Annotated in this window: 15 protein-coding genes and 1 tRNA gene; 7 read left to right on the top strand and 9 right to left on the bottom strand. The window is 58.0% G+C overall.

Translation table 11 applies throughout. The annotated features are described in order from the left end of the window. Nucleotides 1-174: 174 nt before the first annotated feature. A complete protein-coding gene (locus ACXAH0_RS03285; RefSeq protein WP_475189090.1) occupies nt 175-513 on the top strand; it encodes a hypothetical protein in 339 nt (112 codons plus the stop codon). Nucleotides 514-542: 29 nt separating this feature from the next. On the opposite strand, the gene ACXAH0_RS03280 is transcribed toward ACXAH0_RS03285, so the two are convergent. Continuing rightward, a tRNA-Leu gene (locus tag ACXAH0_RS03280) sits at nt 543-627 on the bottom strand. A gap of 80 nt (nt 628-707) precedes the next feature. Then, complete coding sequence (locus tag ACXAH0_RS03275) at nt 708-2,327, bottom strand: NAD(P)H-hydrate dehydratase (protein WP_475189088.1); 1,620 nt, start codon at nt 2,325-2,327, stop codon at nt 708-710. Between the two features lie 363 nt (nt 2,328-2,690). Here ACXAH0_RS03275 and ACXAH0_RS03270 point away from each other — a divergent pair, with 363 nt between their 5' ends. Beyond that, a complete protein-coding gene (locus ACXAH0_RS03270) occupies nt 2,691-3,029 on the top strand; it encodes a P-II family nitrogen regulator (RefSeq protein WP_475177745.1) in 339 nt (112 codons plus the stop codon). Between the two features lie 124 nt (nt 3,030-3,153). Beyond that, nucleotides 3,154-4,563: a type I glutamate--ammonia ligase gene (gene glnA, locus ACXAH0_RS03265; protein ID WP_475177750.1), complete on the top strand. Its 1,410-nt coding sequence runs from the start codon at nt 3,154-3,156 to the stop codon at nt 4,561-4,563. A gap of 174 nt (nt 4,564-4,737) precedes the next feature. Here glnA and ACXAH0_RS03260 read toward each other — a convergent pair whose 3' ends face one another. The 6 genes from ACXAH0_RS03260 to ACXAH0_RS03235 form a co-directional block, all read right to left on the bottom strand. Then, on the bottom strand, nt 4,738-7,107 hold the full coding sequence (locus tag ACXAH0_RS03260; RefSeq protein ID WP_475189085.1) for a patatin-like phospholipase family protein: 2,370 nt from the start codon (nt 7,105-7,107) through the stop codon (nt 4,738-4,740). Between the two features lie 168 nt (nt 7,108-7,275). Further along, nucleotides 7,276-8,313 (bottom strand): DmpA family aminopeptidase, encoded by a 1,038-nt coding sequence (locus ACXAH0_RS03255; RefSeq protein ID WP_475189082.1) that lies wholly within the window; start codon nt 8,311-8,313, stop codon nt 7,276-7,278. A gap of 115 nt (nt 8,314-8,428) precedes the next feature. Next, nucleotides 8,429-9,337 (bottom strand): phosphonate ABC transporter, permease protein PhnE, encoded by a 909-nt coding sequence (phnE, locus tag ACXAH0_RS03250; protein WP_475189079.1) that lies wholly within the window; start codon nt 9,335-9,337, stop codon nt 8,429-8,431. 72 nt (nt 9,338-9,409) lie between these two features. Next, nucleotides 9,410-10,417 carry a phosphonate ABC transporter substrate-binding protein gene (phnD, locus tag ACXAH0_RS03245; protein ID WP_475189076.1) on the bottom strand — a complete coding sequence of 336 codons (1,008 nt, stop codon included), beginning with the start codon at nt 10,415-10,417 and terminating at the stop codon, nt 9,410-9,412. Between the two features lie 22 nt (nt 10,418-10,439). Next, the gene (gene phnC, locus ACXAH0_RS03240) at nt 10,440-11,264 is read right to left on the bottom strand and encodes a phosphonate ABC transporter ATP-binding protein (protein WP_475177767.1); all 825 of its coding nucleotides are present in this window, start codon (nt 11,262-11,264) and stop codon (nt 10,440-10,442) included. Nucleotides 11,265-11,473: 209 nt separating this feature from the next. Further along, a complete protein-coding gene (locus tag ACXAH0_RS03235) occupies nt 11,474-11,746 on the bottom strand; it encodes a tyrosyl-tRNA synthetase (RefSeq protein ID WP_475177772.1) in 273 nt (90 codons plus the stop codon). Nucleotides 11,747-12,100: 354 nt separating this feature from the next. Here ACXAH0_RS03235 and tyrS point away from each other — a divergent pair, with 354 nt between their 5' ends. Further along, nucleotides 12,101-13,354, top strand: coding sequence for a tyrosine--tRNA ligase (gene tyrS, locus ACXAH0_RS03230; RefSeq protein ID WP_475189074.1), 1,254 nt, complete (start codon nt 12,101-12,103; stop codon nt 13,352-13,354). A 202-nt stretch (nt 13,355-13,556) separates the two neighbouring features. Further along, nucleotides 13,557-14,288, top strand: a complete 732-nt coding sequence (locus ACXAH0_RS03225; RefSeq protein WP_475189071.1) for a LysE family translocator — start codon at nt 13,557-13,559, stop codon at nt 14,286-14,288. Between the two features lie 221 nt (nt 14,289-14,509). Here ACXAH0_RS03225 and ACXAH0_RS03220 read toward each other — a convergent pair whose 3' ends face one another. Next, a complete protein-coding gene (locus ACXAH0_RS03220; RefSeq protein WP_475189069.1) occupies nt 14,510-17,785 on the bottom strand; it encodes an AsmA-like C-terminal domain-containing protein in 3,276 nt (1,091 codons plus the stop codon). Between the two features lie 229 nt (nt 17,786-18,014). Between ACXAH0_RS03220 and bcp the strand changes: the two genes are divergently transcribed. Together bcp and ACXAH0_RS03210 are read left to right on the top strand one after the other, a co-directional pair. Next, complete coding sequence (gene bcp / locus ACXAH0_RS03215) at nt 18,015-18,482, top strand: thioredoxin-dependent thiol peroxidase (RefSeq protein ID WP_475177793.1); 468 nt, start codon at nt 18,015-18,017, stop codon at nt 18,480-18,482. A gap of 31 nt (nt 18,483-18,513) precedes the next feature. After that, nucleotides 18,514-19,350, top strand: coding sequence for a ferritin-like domain-containing protein (locus ACXAH0_RS03210; RefSeq protein ID WP_475189066.1), 837 nt, complete (start codon nt 18,514-18,516; stop codon nt 19,348-19,350). Nucleotides 19,351-19,391: the final 41 nt, after the last annotated feature.

Below are 19,391 nucleotides of genomic sequence, written 5' to 3'. Positions count from 1 at the left end.
TTTTGTCGCGATTTCAATAGAGGCCATACCAAGCTCAAGGGTGAGTTCGCAGAGACCATTCGCAGCTTGCAGCCAAGTCAGAAACTCTTTGACCTCGTAACGCACATGTTCCGGGATATCTGGAATGAACGCTCGGCCCTTCTCGAAGATGCAATCAAGTCCGGACAGTGGCGCTTGCGCGAAACCGATAAACAGATCGAAACGCTTCTGGACCGGATCATGGACGCAACCAATCCGACCGTTATCAAAGCCCATGAAGACAAGATTGCTGTTCTGGAGCGTGACAAGCTGAAACTGCGCGAAAAGCTGGAAACAAAAGCACCTGAGAAAGGCACCTTCGACAACATGCTAGAACTCTCGCTCAAGTTCCTCGCAAACCCTTATAATATATGGGAAACCGGCAACATTACCCTCAAGAGAACCGTCCTCAGACTGGCCTTCTCAGAGCGCTTCACATACCACCGATTTGAGGGGGCTAGAACACCCCAAATATTCCTGCCGTTCAAAACCTAAGCAGGGATACATGGGGCTGAAATCAAAAATGGTGCGGATGGAGGGACTTGAACCCCCACGCCTTGCGGCACCAGAACCTAAATCTGGCGTGTCTGCCAATTTCACCACATCCGCATCAAACAGGCCCAACAGCCTGCGGTCAAAGCGGGGCCTCTATAGCATTGCTGATTTTCCCGTCAAAGGAAAAAGCGGCGTCAGCCCCCTGCCCCGGCATCCTTGTCCACAAGCGCCCGGACAAGCGCGCGCACAACTGACCTGAGCGCCTCCGCCAGATCTTCTGCAATCAGGCCCGGTCCGGCTTCCCGGCCCGCCTCTCCATGGAGCCAGACCGCCTGACAGGCCGCCTCAAAGCCTGGCACGTCCTGGGCAAGCAGCCCCGTGGCAAGGCCTGCAAGCACGTCGCCAGACCCCGCCGTTGCCAAAAAGGGCGGCGCATTGGTGTTGATGGCCGCGCGCCCGTCCGGGGCTGCGATCACAGTGTCCGGCCCTTTCAAGACAACGCAGGCACCTGAACGGTCTGCAGCAAGCCTGGCCCTTTCCAGCTTGGACCCGCCATGGCAGGAGGCGCCGAGGTCCGGGAAAAGCCGGGCGAACTCCCCTTCATGGGGCGTTAACAGCACCGACGCAGCGGCGGCCTTGATCTGGCAGAACAGATCCTCCGGCGCCACCTCAAAACTCGTGAGCGCATCCGCATCCAGGACACAGGCCCGCCCGGCCGTGAGGAGCGCATGGACAGCCGCGCAGGTGTCCGGCCCCACCCCATAACCAGGTCCAATCAGCACCGCATTCAGCCGCCGGTCAGCAAGAAGGTCTCTGATCCCGTCCACGCCCGCGACCTTTTTCAGCATGACGGCAGTCAGGTGACAGGCATTGACCATCATGGCACCCGGCGGCGATGCCAGGCTCACCAATCCAGCCCCCGCCCGCAAGGCCGCACCAGCGGCAAGCCGCGCCGCGCCGGTAGAGGCCATCGGGCCTCCGAAGACCACCGCATGGCCTTTTTGATATTTATGGCCCTCCTCAGCCGGTTGCGGCCAGGCCGCCCCCCAAAGCTCCGGACCATTTTCAAACTGGTCGGGCGCGATCTGATCGAGCACGTCCGGCTGAATTCCGATCTGCGCGACCTCCACCGTCCCGCACAGCCTTCGTCCCGGGAAAAGCACATGTCCCGGTTTTTTCCGGAAAAAGGTAACAGTCGCGCACGCTTTGACCGCCTCCCCGAGGATCGCACCGGTTTGCCCATGAAGACCTGACGGCAAATCGACCGCCAGAACCGGCTTACCGGCCGCATTCACCGCTTCAGCAAGCGCGCGCACCGGTCCGGCAAGGGGCCGGTCAAGCCCGGCACCAAACAGGGCGTCGATCACGAGATCTACCGACTTCAGGCTTGCATGACACGCGCGCGCGACAAGATCGCCCTCGACTGCTGCGCCAGCCCCTCCTGGAGCCCCCCCCTCAGAAAGGGCAAGCAAGCTGCGGGTGCACAGATCCGCGCCCATGCGCTCAAAAGCGGAACGCGCATCGCCCGTCAGCCCGGCCGGGTCCTTTAAAAGGGCAAGCGCTACCCGATGGCCGGCAGCCTCCAAAAGTCGGGCCGCCACGAAGCCGTCGCCACCATTGTTGCCAGGACCACACAGAACCAGAACCGCGCCTTTGTCCGGCACCATCGCCTGCGCCGCGCACGCGACAGCTTCGCCCGCCCGCTCCATCAGATCGATGCCGGGAATGCCGCGGGCAATCGTCAACCGGTCCGCCTCCCCCATCTCAGCCGGCGTCAAAAGAACCGCTTGCGTCTTGTCAGCCCCACTTGCCATTTATGCGCGCACCCCGCCTCTTTTCCCATCAGCTGATGTCTTCACGGTTTTAGGCCCAGTGGACATGCACCGGCAAGGCGGCCATCAATTATGTCCATTTTTTAGGCAATATGCATATTTATTGATCAATATTTTGGATTTGGAGAGGCGCGGGCTCGAAGCAGCCTGCGGCGCCTGCCGCTTTTATTGGCTGCTTTCCCGGCCTCGGGAGATTTTTTAAGCCGCGCCAGCTATTTGGCATGCATCATGCAAATAAGGCAGCATCTATTCCCGCATGTGACCTGGTCTGTGCACCCTGGCACCGCGGCATAAAAAGAGCCTGCCGAGATTTCCGGCCTGTTACGTGGAGAGAGACACAAGGTGATGAAAAAGATCGAAGCGATCATCAAGCCCTTCAAACTGGATGAGGTCAAAGAGGCTTTGCAGGAAGTCGGCCTTCAGGGCATCACCGTGACCGAAGCCAAGGGCTTTGGCCGTCAGAAGGGCCACACGGAACTCTATCGCGGCGCTGAATATGTCGTCGACTTTCTGCCGAAGGTGAAAGTCGAAATCGTGCTTGGTGACGAGATGGTCGAAAAAGCAGTTGACGCCATCCGCTCCGCCGCGCAAACAGGTCGCATTGGCGACGGCAAGATCTTTGTGTCAAACATTGAAGAAGCCGTCCGCATCCGGACCGGTGAATCCGGCATCGACGCAATCTGACCCACCCAATTCCGGCATCCGCCGGTGACCAGAACCCCGGGCTTGATCACTGAGCAAAGATCTGGTCTGTGAAGGCCCGGACTGAAACCCAACCGTTCACAAGATAATCAAAGGGATGGACATAATGACCACTGCCGCTGACGTCCTGAAGGAAATTCAGGAAAAGGACGTTAAATTCGTCGACCTGCGCTTTACTGACCCGCGCGGCAAGATGCAGCACGTCACCATGGATTCTGCACTTGTAGACGAAGACATGTTCGCCGAAGGCGTTGCTTTCGACGGCTCGTCCATTGCCGGCTGGAAAGCGATCAACGAGTCCGACATGATGCTGATCCTGGACCCGGAAACGGCCCACATGGATCCGTTCTTCGCCCAGTCCACCATGGCAATCTTCTGTGACATCGTCGACCCGATCACCGGCGAAGGCTACAACCGCGACCCGCGCATGACCGCGAAGAAAGCGGAAGCCTATGTGAAATCCGGCGGCTTCGGTGACACCATCTATTTCGGCCCGGAAGCCGAATTCTTCATGTTCGACGACGTGCGTTTCACCGCAGATCCGTACAACACCGGCTTCATCCTGGACAGCTCCGAACTGCCGTCCAACATGGGCTCCGAATATGAAACCGGCAACCTCGGTCACCGTCCGCGCACCAAGGGCGGCTACTTCCCGGTTCCGCCGGTCGACAGCGCGCAGGATATCCGCTCCGAAATGCTGTCCGTGATGGGCGAAATGGGCGTACCGACCGAAAAGCACCACCACGAAGTGGCAGCTGCCCAGCACGAGCTTGGCATGAAGTTCGACACCCTGACCCGCTGCGCTGACAATATGCAGGTCTACAAATACGTCGTTCACCAGGTGGCCCACGCCTACGGCAAAACCTCCACCTTCATGCCGAAGCCGGTCTTCGGTGACAACGGCACCGGCATGCACTGCCACCAGTCGATCTGGAAAGACGGCGAGCCGACCTTTGCCGGCAACCAGTATGCAGACCTCTCCGAGACCTGCCTCCACTATATCGGCGGTATCCTGAAGCACGCCAAGGCCCTGAACGCCTTCACCAACCCGTCCACCAACTCCTACAAGCGTCTGGTGCCGGGCTATGAGGCTCCGGTCCTTCTGGCCTATTCCTCGCGCAACCGGTCTGCATCCTGCCGCATTCCGTTCACGTCGTCTCCGAAGGCGAAGCGTATCGAGGTCCGCTTCCCGGATCCGACCGCCAACCCGTATCTGTGCTTCTCCGCGCTCCTGATGGCTGGACTTGACGGTATCAAGAACAAGATCCATCCGGGCGATGCCATGGACAAGAACCTCTACGATCTGCCGGCGGAAGAGCTGGCCGAGATCCCGACGGTTTGCGGCTCCTTGCGCGAAGCCCTTGAAAGCCTGGATGCGGACCGGGAGTTCCTGAAGTCCGGCGGTGTCTTCGACGACGACCAGATCGACGCTTACATCGAGCTGAAAATGGAAGAAGTCGAGCGCTACGAAATGACCCCGCATCCGGTCGAATTCGACATGTACTACTCCGTCTAAGGGCCTCCGCTCCTAGGCGAACCGAAACCCCGGCCAACCGGCCGGGGTTTTTGTTTGGGTTCTCAATAGTTGCCCAAGAGCACTGGAATCGCCAAAAACCTCCGTGCAATCAGCGAAGCTGCCACGGCAACCGGCTTTGCTGCAATCCAATCGCGCTCAAGACGCAAGAATGCATCATACCCAATTGATCTTTGGATCTATCCCGAGGCTAGATCTCAACCCGTCCTCCACGAATGTATGGAACCCCCCGTTTCCATTCCTCAGTCCTTGGACAGCGCCCTCGCCGTTAAACAATCCACCTGCGGCATGAAATCCCAAGGCCCGGTAAACCTCAAACTGCTCTTCTGAAAAGAACTGATCGCCAGTGGACTGATGCGGAAAATCGGGATGGCGCCGTCTGTAGTCGCGAATATAATCGTTTTCGTCGCCGGTTACCGATGATTTTACATAAATCAGAATGCCTTGCTCGGGCTCACAACCGTCTTCATCGCCGCCGGAGTAATGAATGATGCCAATGGCACAATGCGGGACCACATCCTGTGGCTTTCGATCGTCGTAGGACAGTGTAGCCGTGCGAATTTGATCCCAATCCATCTCGATGCGAACGCCCATATCGATCCGAATATATTGCTGGAGTTTCACGAAGGACGACATGTTCATCGCGCCATCGGCCTCACCGTCAACTACAATGATGATCTTGCACTTGCGCTTGATCAGCTCGTAGACACCAAGATTCTCAATATGGCCGCCGTCACTCAGATAGACGCGGGCATAATTTGCTTTCAGCAAACCCAGCACCTCAATATAAAACCAAACAAAGCTTCCCGGTATTTTCAGAAGCAACCGCTGCCAGAAGGAGGCCTCAAAAATGTCTTGCACCCACATGGGGTTCGGCAGCCAATACCCAAGACGGATGTTGAGAATTGCAAGGCTGAAAACCAGATACCACTTTGTCTTGTTGCCCATGTTGGCAGACGCCGCAGCACCAGATATCGCCATCGCTGTGGCAACATCTAACTCCCGATCCAAACGTTCCAACTGGCTGGTCTTGCAATATCCAGTGGAAGTGCTGCCGCAATACCCTCGACTGAATGTAAAAAAATCCGCATGCCGCCTCCTCTGATTGAGCTTTCTGTCGCCCTGAATGTTGAGGGCTGTGTTGATCAGAAGCGCAGGACAATACTCGTGCCTGAGCGCACTCAGCGCGAATTTCCGCCGACTTGCACCGCCTGCCCCCGCACCGTCATGGGCCCCGATAAAGCCTTTCGCCAACCGGTCCCGATACAGAAAGTAGAGGGTATACGCATTGGGTGGGATCAGGAAGGCAACAGGGATCAGGAGAATCGCCAGAAGACCGTAGCTTATCCAGACGCCATGATTGGCTAAAGATACACAACAGGCAGGTGCAACGGCCGTCTCTGCGATTTGAGAATATAGGCTCTGTAGCCATGCAGGCGCCGCAGAGTAGTGCCCTTGATCATCCAAAATGCCCCAGTTTGACAAGTTCAAATAGACCAGCCACAAGAACACGGGAACGATAAGCCCGGCTGCAACATAAAGTGTCTTTCCAAGCACCTTGGCAATCAAAGCACCTCGACCGCTGCCGTCTTCTCCCGCTTTTACAAGTTTGCTGATCCAGCTCCCGCCGGCTGCAAACACAGCACTGAGCGCCCCAAGCGCAGCCGTCAGATTTGACTTCATCCAAGCCAGTCCAAGGGTGCCATCGGATGTCTGTTGCCAGTACCAGTCGAGCACCACCGGCTGCGCCTGAAAGGAAAAGACAAAGACCGGCAGCAGCAGGAGCGCTCCAGACCATTTCCGCCGCTGTCCTCTGGAAACCGCACTTTCCTTGTCATTCAGAGCCCAAAGTACAATCAGCAGGATTGCCGCAACTGCTGCGGCAAGTGCGACATAGACCGTCAGGACGAAATTTCCGGAGAGACCAAAAATGTTCCAGCTGCCCAGATCAACTGACGGTTCAGAAAGAGACCTCTGAGTTGGATTGAGCGCTATAGTAAGAGCTGCAAACATCAGCAAGCAGGGAAGCACCAGCATAGCATTTGCAATCAAACCAATAAAAACCGCACCAATCGCTTCCAGAATATTGCGAAATTTTCCCGCAACCAAATAGTTTGAATAGTCTCTCAAATGCCCAACGCGTGGATCCTCCTCACCTCCCAAATCACTTGGAAACGGAAACTTTCCTTCGCCCTCACTCATTCCCACAGCAACAGAGCTGCCCAAATAGCCCCCACCCGAAACCGTTGAAAGGTAATCCAAACGCTTGATGATCTGCCATTTTGCCTCAAGCGCCTGCAGAACGCCAAGGCAAAAGGCCGCAGACCGAATCCCACCGCCAGAAAGAGACAGGCCGATCAGTCCACGCGCAACCGAGGGAAGCACCTCCTCGCTGCCGGCATCAGAGTTCTTTCCTGGTCTCCAGACAGCGTCAAAAGGCAAACTTTGATTCTTCCGACGTTCAACCACGTCTTTGAGCTCATCTGAAAAAACAGTTTCAAAAACTATGGACCCTTTTTTCGCCATCGCGCATTCCTCAAGAATAAACGGCCGAAACAGCAAAAGCGTCTAAAAAGACAACCCACGACCAAAAGTTAAAAATAACAACTATTATATCATAGATTGCAAAGACTGTTGAGAGGCGGCTGGGCCTGAAAGGTTTCCTTCCAGCCCTTCCGCCGCAGTTTGAGCGCCTCATTGCGTCAGCCAGTCCGCCAGAGACGGCCGTTTGCGGCGTTTGTGGCCGCGCATGGGCGGGGAGGCAATCATGGCGTTGAGCACCGCTTCCTGGGTCGTTTCTGCTGCAGCCTTGAAAAGCGTGTCGATCCGGTCTTCCTGCAGGATCTCACGCGCCATAAAAGCGCTTTCGCAATGATGTGGCAGCCGGTCCGCCGTCGAAAAGGCAAGCGAGATATCGCCGCTGCCATGGCCATAAAACGCGCCGAGGCGCCCCAGCCCCGCAGCCGCCCGCCGGGCGACACGTTTCAGCTGCCGGCTTTCCAAAGGCACATCCGTTGCCATCACGACAATCACGGAGCCACGCTCCTCCGTCTGGCCTGGCGATTTGGGATGGGGTTTGCGTCCATCGGGAAGGATCAGGTCTCCGGGCCGGCCAAAATTGGCCTGCACCAACGTGCCAAGCGTGAAAGCGCGCCCGTCCAGCTTTAACACCCGCGAGGCCGAGCCAATGCCGCCCTTGAAGCCGAAGGCGCTCATGCCGGTTCCGGCCCCTACACTGCCCTGCTCAAAATCGGGGCCCGCAGCCTCAAGCGCGGCATTGGCATCGTCTTCTGTCAGGGCGAGCGCGCAAATATCGCTCAAATAGCCGTCATTGCATTCCATCACCACCGGATTGACGGTGCCCCCCGAGCGGTCGATTTCCGGGTTTATGGCCAGCTCCCGGCGCACAAGCGCATTGATGCCGGTTCCGACCCCAAACGTATTTGTCAGCAGGATCGGCGTTTCCAGCGTGCCGAGCTCCTCCACCTGAACCAGTCCGGCACTTTTGCCAAAGCCGTTGATGACATCCACGGCGGCGGGCACTTTTTCCAAAAAGAGATTGCCGGAATGGGGCAGAATGGCCGTAACCCCGGTTCTGAGAGCCCCCTCCACCACCGTCCTGTGACCAACAGTAACCCCGGCAACATCGCTCAGCGCGTTGCGCGGGCCCGGTTGAAGATCACCACATAAAAGGTCATGGGCGCGGGCGGGAGACTGTGGTGCTGTCGGCATGAGATAACCCGTTGAAAGAGATTCGAACGGGCCTCATGAAAGTCTATTGCTCAGATGCACACAAGCTTGAAAGCCGGACCGGAAAGCGTGGCACCAAGAGCAAGCCCGCCAGACCTCACGTGCCGGCCAAAAGCAGCTCCAGCGCGATGACGCCCAGCACAAGACACAGAAAGTAGCCAGCAAAGCGCCCGTGATCCGTGCCGTCAATCACCACCTTGCGCAACAAGGACCCGAAAATGTCGAGGATTGAAACAGTGGCCAGAATGATCAGCAGGATCGCCGCCCCAGCCGAATAGTCGAACCCCCGCAGCGCCTCGGACAGGGACATTCCGATGCCGCCGGCCCCGACAATGCCGAGAACCGTTGCGGAGCGGACATTGGCTTCAAACCGGTAGAGCGAATAGGAAATCCAGAGTGGCAGAACCTGCGGAACGACCCCATAGACAACCTCCTGAATGACCGGAGCGCCGGTCGCCTTGATGCCTTCCACGGGCCGGGGATCAATCGCCTCGACCGCCTCGGAAAAAAGTTTTGCCAAGGTTCCTGTCGTGTGGATCGTGAGCGCCAGCACACCGGCAAGCGGCCCAAGACCGACAGCGGCAACAAAAATCAGCGCAAACACCAGCTCATTGATTGCACGGAAGGCATCCATAAGCCGCCTGACCGGAAACACGATCCAGACCGGAGCGATGTTGGACGACGACAACAGGCCGAATGGAATGGCAAGAAGCACGGACAGGAACGAGCCCCAGACAGCCATCTGGACTGTCTCGAGCATCAGATCAAAATAACTGTGCCAGTAGCGGAAATTGGGCTCCAGAAAATCTTCCAGCAGCAAGGCCATGTTGCCACCGCCGGTCAGAATCTCGCCCAGCCGGTGCATGTCCGCTGGCTTGAAGCTCCAGACAAGCATAACGATCAGGCCGCCCCAGATCAGAAGATCGAAGATCTTTTCCTGGGTGTCGCGGCCCGGCACACGCAACTCAGGCTCGGCTTTGGGAACCAGATCGGCAGTAGAGGACATGGGCTTGGCTTCCGTTGGAGGACCCCACCGGCGCGAGGGAACCCCCTCGCGCCGGCCGGGTGTCAAACAGTCTTACTTGCGCGGACGGGCGGTGGCAGCGGCGCGGATTTCTTCGATCCTGGTGTTGATTTCCATGACCTTTTTGGTGCGCTCGTCGTCGGTATAGGTGTCATCACCTTCGATGGACATGCGCTGACGGATCTGGTCCATCTCGTAGAAAGGCCACAGCTGCGCATTGGAAGAGGGAATGAACGGGCCCATGTCGATCATGGCCAGATTTTCGCGGGCTTTCGCCACTTCTTCATCCGTTCCCTGACGGCCATAGGTCATGAAGAAATACATGATCTGCGCCTTGATCTTTTCGTCCAGCTCCGGACGCCAGGCCATCGGGTCGGAGGCGATCAGCGGCGACCGCCAGATTTCCTTCAGCTCGGCAAACAGTTCCGGCTTGGCGTTCTTCAGGCGCGAATACATGCCGGTGGAGGACGCAACGGCCGCATCCACCTGTTTCGTGGCCACCGAAATCAAATTGGTTTCGTGATTGGCATTGCGTACGGTCTTGAAACAGTCCTTCGGGTTTACGCCTTCCTTGGCGAAGATGAAGGTGGACGGAACCAGAAAGCCGGAGGTGGAATTCGGATCCCCGATGCCGAAATTCAGATCCTTGCCGCATTTCATGACATCTTCATAGGTCAGACCGGAATCCTTGTGCGTCACCATGACGGACCAGTAGCCCCGGTCACCGGTCGCTTCGGTGGTCTGCGCGAAGATTTCAGCGCCCGCGCGGTCGACTGCGACCATAGCGGATTTGTTGCCGTACCAGACAACGTCGACCTTGTCGAAGCGCATGCCTTCGATGACACCGGCATAGTCGGCGGCAAAAAACGGCTTCACCGGCATGCCGATGGAATCTTCCATCGCCTTCAGGAAGGGACCCCACTTTTCCCGCTGGGCCGAGCTGGATTCAGTCGACAGAATGCCAAAGTGGAGTTCTTTCGGGTTTTCACGGTCGGCCAGAGCCGGAGCGGCAAGGCTCGCCAGAAGGGCTGCAGACGCAGCGATACGCGCAATCAGTTTCATGTCGTGTCTCCCACGGGGTGTATCAGGCCGTTGCCGACAGTGGCGTGGTCCCGAAGTCGTCGGCATCGGGCAGAACAAGTTCCTCGCTCGCCTCGCCGTAAATCTCACGGAGAAATTGTGTCGTCAGCGCATGGCTGGGGCCGTCATAGACGATCTTGCCCGCCCGCATCGCGATGGTGCGCTTGCAGTATCTGCGAGCATATTCGACCTGATGCAGGGAAACGAGAATGGTTGTCCCGTCTTCTTCGTTGATGCGCGCCAGAATACCCATGACCCGCTTTGCGGACGCCGGATCCAGAGAGGCAATCGGCTCGTCGGCCAGGATGATCTTTGCGCCCTGGACCAGCGTGCGTGCAATCGCGGCGCGCTGCTGCTGACCGCCGGACAGTGTCACGGCGCGCTGGCGCGCCGCGTGGGCAATCCCTACCCGGTGCAGGGCGCGCATGGCCTGCTGCTTTTCAGCCGCGGTAAACAAGCCGAGCATTCCCCGCCAGGTGGGCACCTTGCCCAAAAACCCGGCAAGGACATTCGTGAGAACACTGAGACGCGGAACAAGATTGAACTGCTGGAACACGACGCCGACAGAGGTGCGCGTCGATGCAATATTGCCGGAGACTTTGCCCGCATCCTGAACCTTGGCACCAGACACGGTGACCGTGCAGCAGCCGGGCTCCCGGTCGCCTGCAATCAGGCCGGAGACGTGGCGGATAAGCGTGGATTTGCCGGAGCCGGACGCTCCGATAAGGGCGACGAATTCGCCTTCGGCAACCTCCAGACAGACATCGTCCAGCGCACGGTTTCCAGCGCCAAAGGTCTTTGAAAGCTTGCTGACGGAAATTGCGTTCATGGCTGCCTCCAACTGGGCAGCTTGGTAACAAATTCGGGATCTGGAGAGATGAAGGATATGTGTCAGAATGACGAAACCCGACATCGCAGCCGAAAAACTTGCAAAAGAGGGGTCTTTGAGGCCCAATTCCTCGTCAATTTTCCTAATCAAAACGAAAGGCCCTCGCTTGGGAGGGCCTTCGTTCGGGAGACTTGGACTTCCGCTTGATCTTAGTAACAGACCCGACGGTAGCCAACGACCACATACTGACGGTAGTAGGGATCCCAGCGGCGCACCGGTTTGTTGTGGCAGCGGACCGGCTGGTAATAGCGCGGCTGACGGGCCTGGGAGGCAATGATGGCACCGGCGGCAAGGCCGATAATGGCACCGGCGGCAACTGCACCAGCGCGGTTCTTGGCATGGGCCTCGGCCGGTGCGAGGCTGACGGCGGCGGTTGCAACGGTGGCCACGGTCACGGCGGCGATAGCAAATTTACGAAACATGACTGGTCCTCTCAAAGTGGGTGTCAGCAGTTCCTTGCTGATGAGAGAACCCTACGCCGCAGCGGCAACGCGGGCTGTGATTGCAATCACGCTTGGTCAGATTAGGGGGGAAAAGCCGGGGCGGTTCCCGCCAGCCCCCCTCCGGCCCCCAAGCAAACTGCTCTGGCGGCAGCTCCCCTGCCACTTTTCGCAGCATCGGCAATTTACAACGCCCTGGCCACAGGCTAGATCAGCCGATGCTCCCGGGTTGCGGGCGGCCTTCCATGGGAAGATCGCCTTTAAAAGAGGCTGGAGAGCACGTCCGCAGACAGGCCGGGCAGGCAAGACACAAGACAACAGGCACGGGCAGACATTATGCGTGAGTTCAAATCGGATTTCCTGAACATTCTCTCGGAGCGCGGGTTCATTCATCAGATTTCCGACCCCAAAGGACTGGATGCGCTTTGCGAGAAGGAAACCGTGACCGCCTATATCGGTTTTGACTGCACCGCCCCGAGCCTTCATGCAGGCTCACTTGTCCAGATCATGATGCTGCACTGGTTCCAGAAGACCGGACACCGGCCGATTGCGCTCATGGGCGGTGGCACCACAAGGGTCGGCGATCCGACCGGCAAGGATGAAAGCCGCAAGATCCTCAGCGAAGAAGCCATTGAGGAGAATAAGGCGGGCATCTTTAAAGTGTTCGAAAAGCTGCTGACCTTCGGCGACGGTCCGGGCGATGCTCTTATGGTCGACAATGCAGACTGGCTCATGCAGCTCAACTATGTGGACTTCCTGAGGGATATCGGCCGCCACTTTTCCGTCAACCAGATGATCCAGCGCGATGCGGTCCGTCTGCGCCTGGAGCGGGAACAGCACCTGTCCTTCCTGGAATTCAACTACATGCTGCTGCAGGGCTATGACTATCTGGAACTCTACCGGCGCACGGGCTGCCGGCTGCAGATGGGCGGCTCCGACCAGTGGGGCAACATCCTGTCCGGTACCGATCTGGTGCGCCGCCTGGAGGAAAAGGACGCCTATGCCCTGACCTCACCCCTTCTGACCACCGCGTCCGGGGCCAAGATGGGCAAGACCGCAGCCGGGGCCGTCTGGCTGAACGAGGATCAGCTCTCCGCCTATGACTACTGGCAGTTCTGGCGCAACACGGAAGACGCCGATATCGAGCGGTTCCTGAAACTCTTCACCGTTCTGCCCATGGACGAGATCGCCCGCCTTGCCGCCCTTGAAGGCTCTGAAATCAACGACGCCAAGAAGATCCTGGCAACCGAAGCCACCGCCATGATCCATGGCCGCGCCAAGGCAGACGAGGCGGCTGAAACCGCCCGCAAGGCCTTTGAGGAAGGTCAGTCCGCAGAAGGCCTGCCGACCGTCACGGTTGCCCGGGCGGATCTGGAAGTTGGTCTTGGTGTCTTGTCCGCCTTTGTAACCGCTGGCCTGTGTGCATCCAACGGGGATGTCCGCCGCAACATCAAGGGCGGTGCTGTGCGGATCAACGACAAGGGCGAACAGAATGACAAACGCCTGCTTACCCTTGCCGATATCGGCAGCGACGGCGTGGTCAAGCTGTCCCTTGGCAAGAAAAAGCATGTCTTGCTGAGACCGGAATAAGCCTGACACAAACCGGGCAACTGCAAAAAACCTTAATGTAGAAGAGAGATAGCCGGGGTCGGCCCCTAACCTAAGTGTGGTTGCAAGTAAATCGGCTCCGGCGTTTAGCGAGGCAGACATTCGCGCCAGCTAGGCTCGTAGCCGCTTCCGGCCCAACGGGACGTGCGATCAGTCTGCGGTTAAGGTCAGCTTTGAGCCCATATTGACGAATGCTGCATATCGCACGAACGTCCGTTTGCACGAACTCGACATCACACTCGCTGTCTGGCAGACTCAATATTATTCAAATAATTGCAGTTGGTACATTCAGATGGACTCAGTTCTCTTTGCAGCCTTTTTGACGACAACTCTGGTGTTCTTGGCAGTTCCGGGGCCATCAGTGGCGTTTGCCACTGCACAAGCCATCCGACATGGGCCAAGAGCAGCCTATGTTGCTGTTGCAGGTGATGCCCTTGGAACAATGGTTCATGTTATAGTTGCCGTTGCCGGATTAACTGCGCTGGTAGCGATGTCAGAAATGGTTCTGCCATTCCTGCAAATCGCGGGTGGAATGTTTATTCTTTGGATGGCTCTAAACGCGTTCAAGAACATTGGCAAATCAGCGGAAAATGTCGCGCGGCCATCTGACCGAACTACGTTTTGGGCGGGATTCTTTGCCTGCGTTACAAATCCAAAAGCAATAGTGTTCTTCGTAGCGCTATTCCCGGCCTTCATTTCCTCCAATCACAACGTGCTTTTTCAAGGTGCTGTGTACGGCATCATCTTTATTGTCTTGGACGCAATATCCATTTTGACTTACGCGCTGCTCGCCACAGCGACCGTGAAACGCACGACGTCCCGTTGGCTAAATCCAGAAATTTTGAGTGGCTTGGGCCTTACTGGGGTAGGCATTGGCATGGTGATTAAGGGATACCGCTCGATCCCATCCAACTAGCGTAAGAGCCGACATTGGAACAGTCGCGGCGAACGACAAAAAAGTCCGCTTTGCTGCCGTTTGTTCACATCGCGGCGAATGCCCGGTTCCCGTGCAGCTAACGGCAGTTTCTTAACTGTTTCAGATTTCTGAAACATGTCCGAACCCCGAAAGCCCCGCTGGACCAAGGGGTTCGGCTCAATTTTTTGCTACGCGGCCACATTTAGGTTAGGGGCTGGGGGTCAGCCCCGGTTTTTGGCGTTCGGCTGAAATTCAAACATGCGCCGGAAAATCCCCGGTGCAATGGCCGAGATCGGATTGACCGTCAGCACCGGATCGGAGACCGCGCCGGACAGGCGGTAAGTCACCCCGATCAGCCCTTCACCCGAATTGCCGCCAAGCGCAAAGCCCAGAAGCGGGATCTTGGTGAAGAAGTTATTGAGCGCATAAATCGGCACAAAGGTGCCGCTCAAGGCCAGAGTCTGGCTGTTGAGGTCCACAGTTCCGCTGACCGTGCCGCCCAGCACATTGCCCTGAAGGGCGCCGCGAATGATCGTCAGCACATCGCCTTCCCGGGAAAAATTGATATCCATTGTGTCAAAACTGGCGGACCCGTCCGGGCTGCGCGCGGACTGGATGCTGCTATCCGGATTCAGGTTGTCTTTTTCCCGCTGCCGGATGCGCTGGATGGCCGGATCTTCGGTGATGCGCAGCGAACGCACCTTGAAATCCCCGGCCCAGCTGTCCTCATCAGCCATGGCGACACTCAAGACGCCGCTCCCGCCCTCCATGCGCTCATAGAGGTCAAGGAATTTTAGCGTCGCCCCGGTATCGGCAAACCGGCCGCTGGCCAGCTGGCTGTCGCCCTCTTCCGTCACCTTGAACTCAAAGCTGGACCGGCCGTTGACCTGCCCGCTGACATCAGCTGTGCGCAAGCCCTTGCGTCCGGTTTCCACCCGCCCGGAGAACCCTTGAATGGTCTGATTGTTGAAGCCGGTGACCCGGTCGATATCCGCCGCGATGCGCGCACCATCGGAAAAATCGCCCTCGCCCTTGCTGCCCCCCGGACTGCGCAGGCTCTGGATCAGGCCTCGCCCGTCAAAAGAGGTGCCGGTAAAAACGATATCGTACCGCCCGCTGCCGGTGCGCTGCAGTTCCACTTCAGCATCATCGCCCGCCCGCAAACGGAATGTGCTGAAAGAAGCGTCCACCAGCTCGCCGCTTTCAGACAACCGCAAGCTTCCGGCAACATCCGTGCCTTCCGACGTCAGCCGGAAGTCGCGCACCATCTGACCTTTATTCGTCTCAATCAGCTTGAAAACAGCCTTCGCCGGAACACCTTTGGCCTTCAGCCAGCCGAGCGCCTCCAGACGCAGTTCGCTCTGCTTCATGTCCACGGAGAATTGCTGACCGTCCCCGCCGCCGCTGACGCTCAGCACCAGAGGCCCCTTGACGAAGGCCGTCAGGTCAATACCCTTTTCTTTCAGCTGATCGGCTGTGACGGACACGACCACATCCTGTTTGCCCGCAACTCCGGAGTTCCCCAAAGGTTCGATCAGGTCGATATCCGCCTGAAGCCCGTCCAGAATGCCCTTTCCGGTGATCGCCACCTGGTCGGGATTGGCAGAAATCTTCACATCAGCCTTTTCAATCGTGTGGCCCATGATCGGGTTGGAATCGGTGAAACCGTTGAGTTCGCCAGCAACAGACCAATCGATATCCTCAACCGCAATGCCGGGGGCCAGCGGGAATTCTGCCGTGACATCCATGCTGCCGGTCCCGGTGGCCCCACCGCGTTTCAAGCCTGCCCGCTCCAGCACATCCAGCGGATCGCTATCGGCAACGGCAGCCAGTTCATTGGCCGTCCCGCTGATCAGGGCGGAGACCTTCGCGGTCTTCCCATCTCGAAGCGGCAGGTGAAAAATCTCAAACACGCCTTTTGGAACCGTGACCTCGCCCCCCGTTGAGGCGGTCGCAACGCCATCCCTGGCGGCCACGGTCAGGATCTCATCCTTCACGGTCAAGGTGCCTGCAAGACCCCTGACTTCCGGCAAATTGCCAAAGGGTGTCACCGCCCCGCCTTCAAACGTCATGTCCATGCGCATGTCGTTTCCCGACCAGCCCGCATCCGGGTCCCGGTGATTGAAGGCTGGTGGCCGGATCGCTCCGGTATAAGACACCTTGTTGATGAAACCCGCCTTGATGTTGTCGATGATCCATCGGCGCGCAGGCGGCACCAGCGTGATCGGCCAGACCTGCTTGGCTAGCGCGACGGGAATATTCTCCCCTTCCGCAGCCAGCGCAAGATAGGGACCGTCAGACGAAATTTGCAGGCTTGCAACGCCCTGGGCAACCGCCTTGCCCGCTTTCATGACGAACCGGTCGACAGACAGAAGCCGTTCAACGGGATCGAACCGCGCCTCAACCTTGACACCATCCAGCATTTGCGGGGGCTCTGGAATATCGGCCGACCCGAATTGCGGAAATTCAGAATCCAGTGAGATCTTCCAATGGCCGACCTCCTCCGTGTCCGGAGCAACCCGGCCGGTGAAGAAAATCCGGCTTTTGCCGCGTATGACATGTGACCGGGTGATCTCAATGGCGTCCCGTCCGGCCCTGAACAACACAGAAAGCGCAGCGTCATCAAAAGCAACAATGGTTCGGCCCAATTGAAACCAGCCGTCGCGCACGCGCGCCACCGCATTGGCCGAAATGAAATGGCCCTCGCCATCCAGTTTCGCTTCCAATTTCGCAGATGCAGGCAGGCCAAGCCCCTTGCCCTGTTTCTTCAACGCGTCCGGCCCCAGAAGCTCGGCCAGGGTAATGCCATTGACCACCACACCGATATTCTTTTGCGCGCTGCCTTGCGGTGCGCTTCGGACCAGTTGCAAGCGCCAGGTCGAAACGGTCCCGGCCACACGGGCGCTGGCGCGGATCACCCGGTTGTCGCTTCTTAGGATGTTGGCATTGATGCCGGGGAACCTGCGCGGCATGGCGCCTTTCAGCTCGAAAGACCCGTTGCGGATGCTGACATATTTCAGTCCCCGCCGGGCGAACTGATCATCCACCACATCGCTGGTCCGGTCCACCGCTTCCAGAAGCGGTCCGATTTTGGGGACTTTCGCTGGCCCGCCCTTTAAGGTTACCTGGACTTGCGGCTGATCAAGAACCAGAGTCGTAAACCTGATCTTTCCGGAAAAAAGCGCATCCCGGTCCAGTTGCACCAGCAGCTGCGGCAGCGAGATGGTGACAGGGGCCGGCCCGCCAATCTCAAGATCCGCATTCTCAAGACTGATTTGAATGCCGCCGGGTTCAGTAAAATCGACCCGTGCCTCATCTACTGCCAGCGTGACAGGTCCTCGGGTTCCCTGAGATGCGATCAGACTTCCCAGAAACGGAATCCGCACAGGTCCGGAGGAAAACAGACTATAAAGACCGGCAAAGCAGCAGAGCAGCAGCGTGGCTGTAACCAGCCAGACGCTCTTGCGCCGAAGCAAAGCCTTGCGCGGCTTCTTCAACTTTTTGCTGCTGCCAGACCGTCGAAACAAATCGGCTCCATAGTTCCGTCTGACACGGTGTCTGTCAGGCGCTTCGGATGTGCACTTTTTCAAGTACTTGGTGTTCACGCATTGAACGAGTCGCCGCGTGTCCTATGATACGTCAAAAGCGGTCACAAAAGCGACCGCTCCTCCCCAGTTGAGGCCGGTCCCGGCAAAAACGCACAAACTTTGACAGAAGGATGGCAAGATGAGCGAATTGGCAGAGGGCAGCCCTGCCCCGGATTTCGATCTGGAGAGCGAAGGTGGCGGAAATGTGAGCCTGAGCGCCCTGAAAGGCAGACCGGCTGTTGTCTATTTCTATCCAAAGGACAACACCCCCGGCTGCACCAAGGAAGCGATTGCGTTCTCCGAACTGATGGAAGAGTTCCGCCAACTCGGCGTCACTATCATCGGAATTTCCCCGGATTCGGCCAAAAAACACGACAATTTTGTTGCCAAGCACAATCTGACCATCCGCCTTGGCGCCGATACGGACACCAAAACGGCTGAGGCCTATGGCGTCTGGGTCGAAAAATCCATGTATGGCAAAAAATATATGGGTGTGGAGCGTTCGACCTTTCTGGTCAACAAGGATGGCACCATTGCCAAGATCTGGCGGAAGGTGAAGGTGCCCGGCCATGCCGAGGCCGTTCTTGACGCCGCCCGCGCCCTCTGATCCCACCTCCCTCTCGCCCTGAATATCCTCCATGAGCCAGTCGTCACCTGATCTCGCGCCCACAACCCTGGTGGCGGGCGCCCGCGCCATTGTTGCTGCCGCCGACACGTCCGAAAAGGTCCGTTTGGCCTATACAGTCTCCAAAGCCTGGTTTCAGCGGGAGATCGCTTTGGGAACACAGGCAACAGACGGCGCCATGCCGGACCGTCCGGGACGGCCCGCAAAACCGGAGCTGCTTGCGCCCCGTGACATGCCCAAACGCAGCCTGACGGGCAAGGCCGGCCGCCTTGCCCTGATCCATTCTTTGGCACATATCGAGCTGAACGCGGTCGACCTGACCTGGGATCTGATCGGCCGCTTTCCCCATATCCGCCTGCCCCGGTCCTATTATGACGACTGGGTGCGGGTCGGGCTGGAAGAAGCCAAACATTTTTCCATGCTGGAAGACCGGCTCGCAAAGCTTGAGGCCGCCTATGGGGACATGCCGGCCCATGACGGGCTCTGGCAGGCCGCGCAGGACACCGGCCATGATCTTGCCGCCCGCCTTGCCATCATCCCGCTGGTCCTCGAAGCCCGGGGGCTCGACATCACCCCGCCCATGATTGAAAAGGCCCGGGCGATCGGGGATGAAGACACCGCCAAGTGCCTGGATATCATTTACAGGGATGAGAAAAACCACGTTGCCTTTGGCGCCAAATGGTTCCGCTTTTTGTGTGACCGGCAGGGAATCAGACCGGAACCGGCCTTCCACGGTTTCGTGCGCAAGCACTTCAGAGGCGCTCTGAAACCACCATTTAATGACCGCGCCCGTTCCGAGGCAGGTCTAACCTCCGGATTTTACAAGCCTCTTGCACCACTCGCGGGATAATTTTAATGCGGTTGCAGACGATTTATTAACCTTACCAAACT

The organism is Roseibium sp. AWQ4_290, from assembly GCF_056160985.1.
Note: the sequence above shows the minus strand (reverse complement) of the source record. Positions and strands in the feature narration are given on the sequence as shown.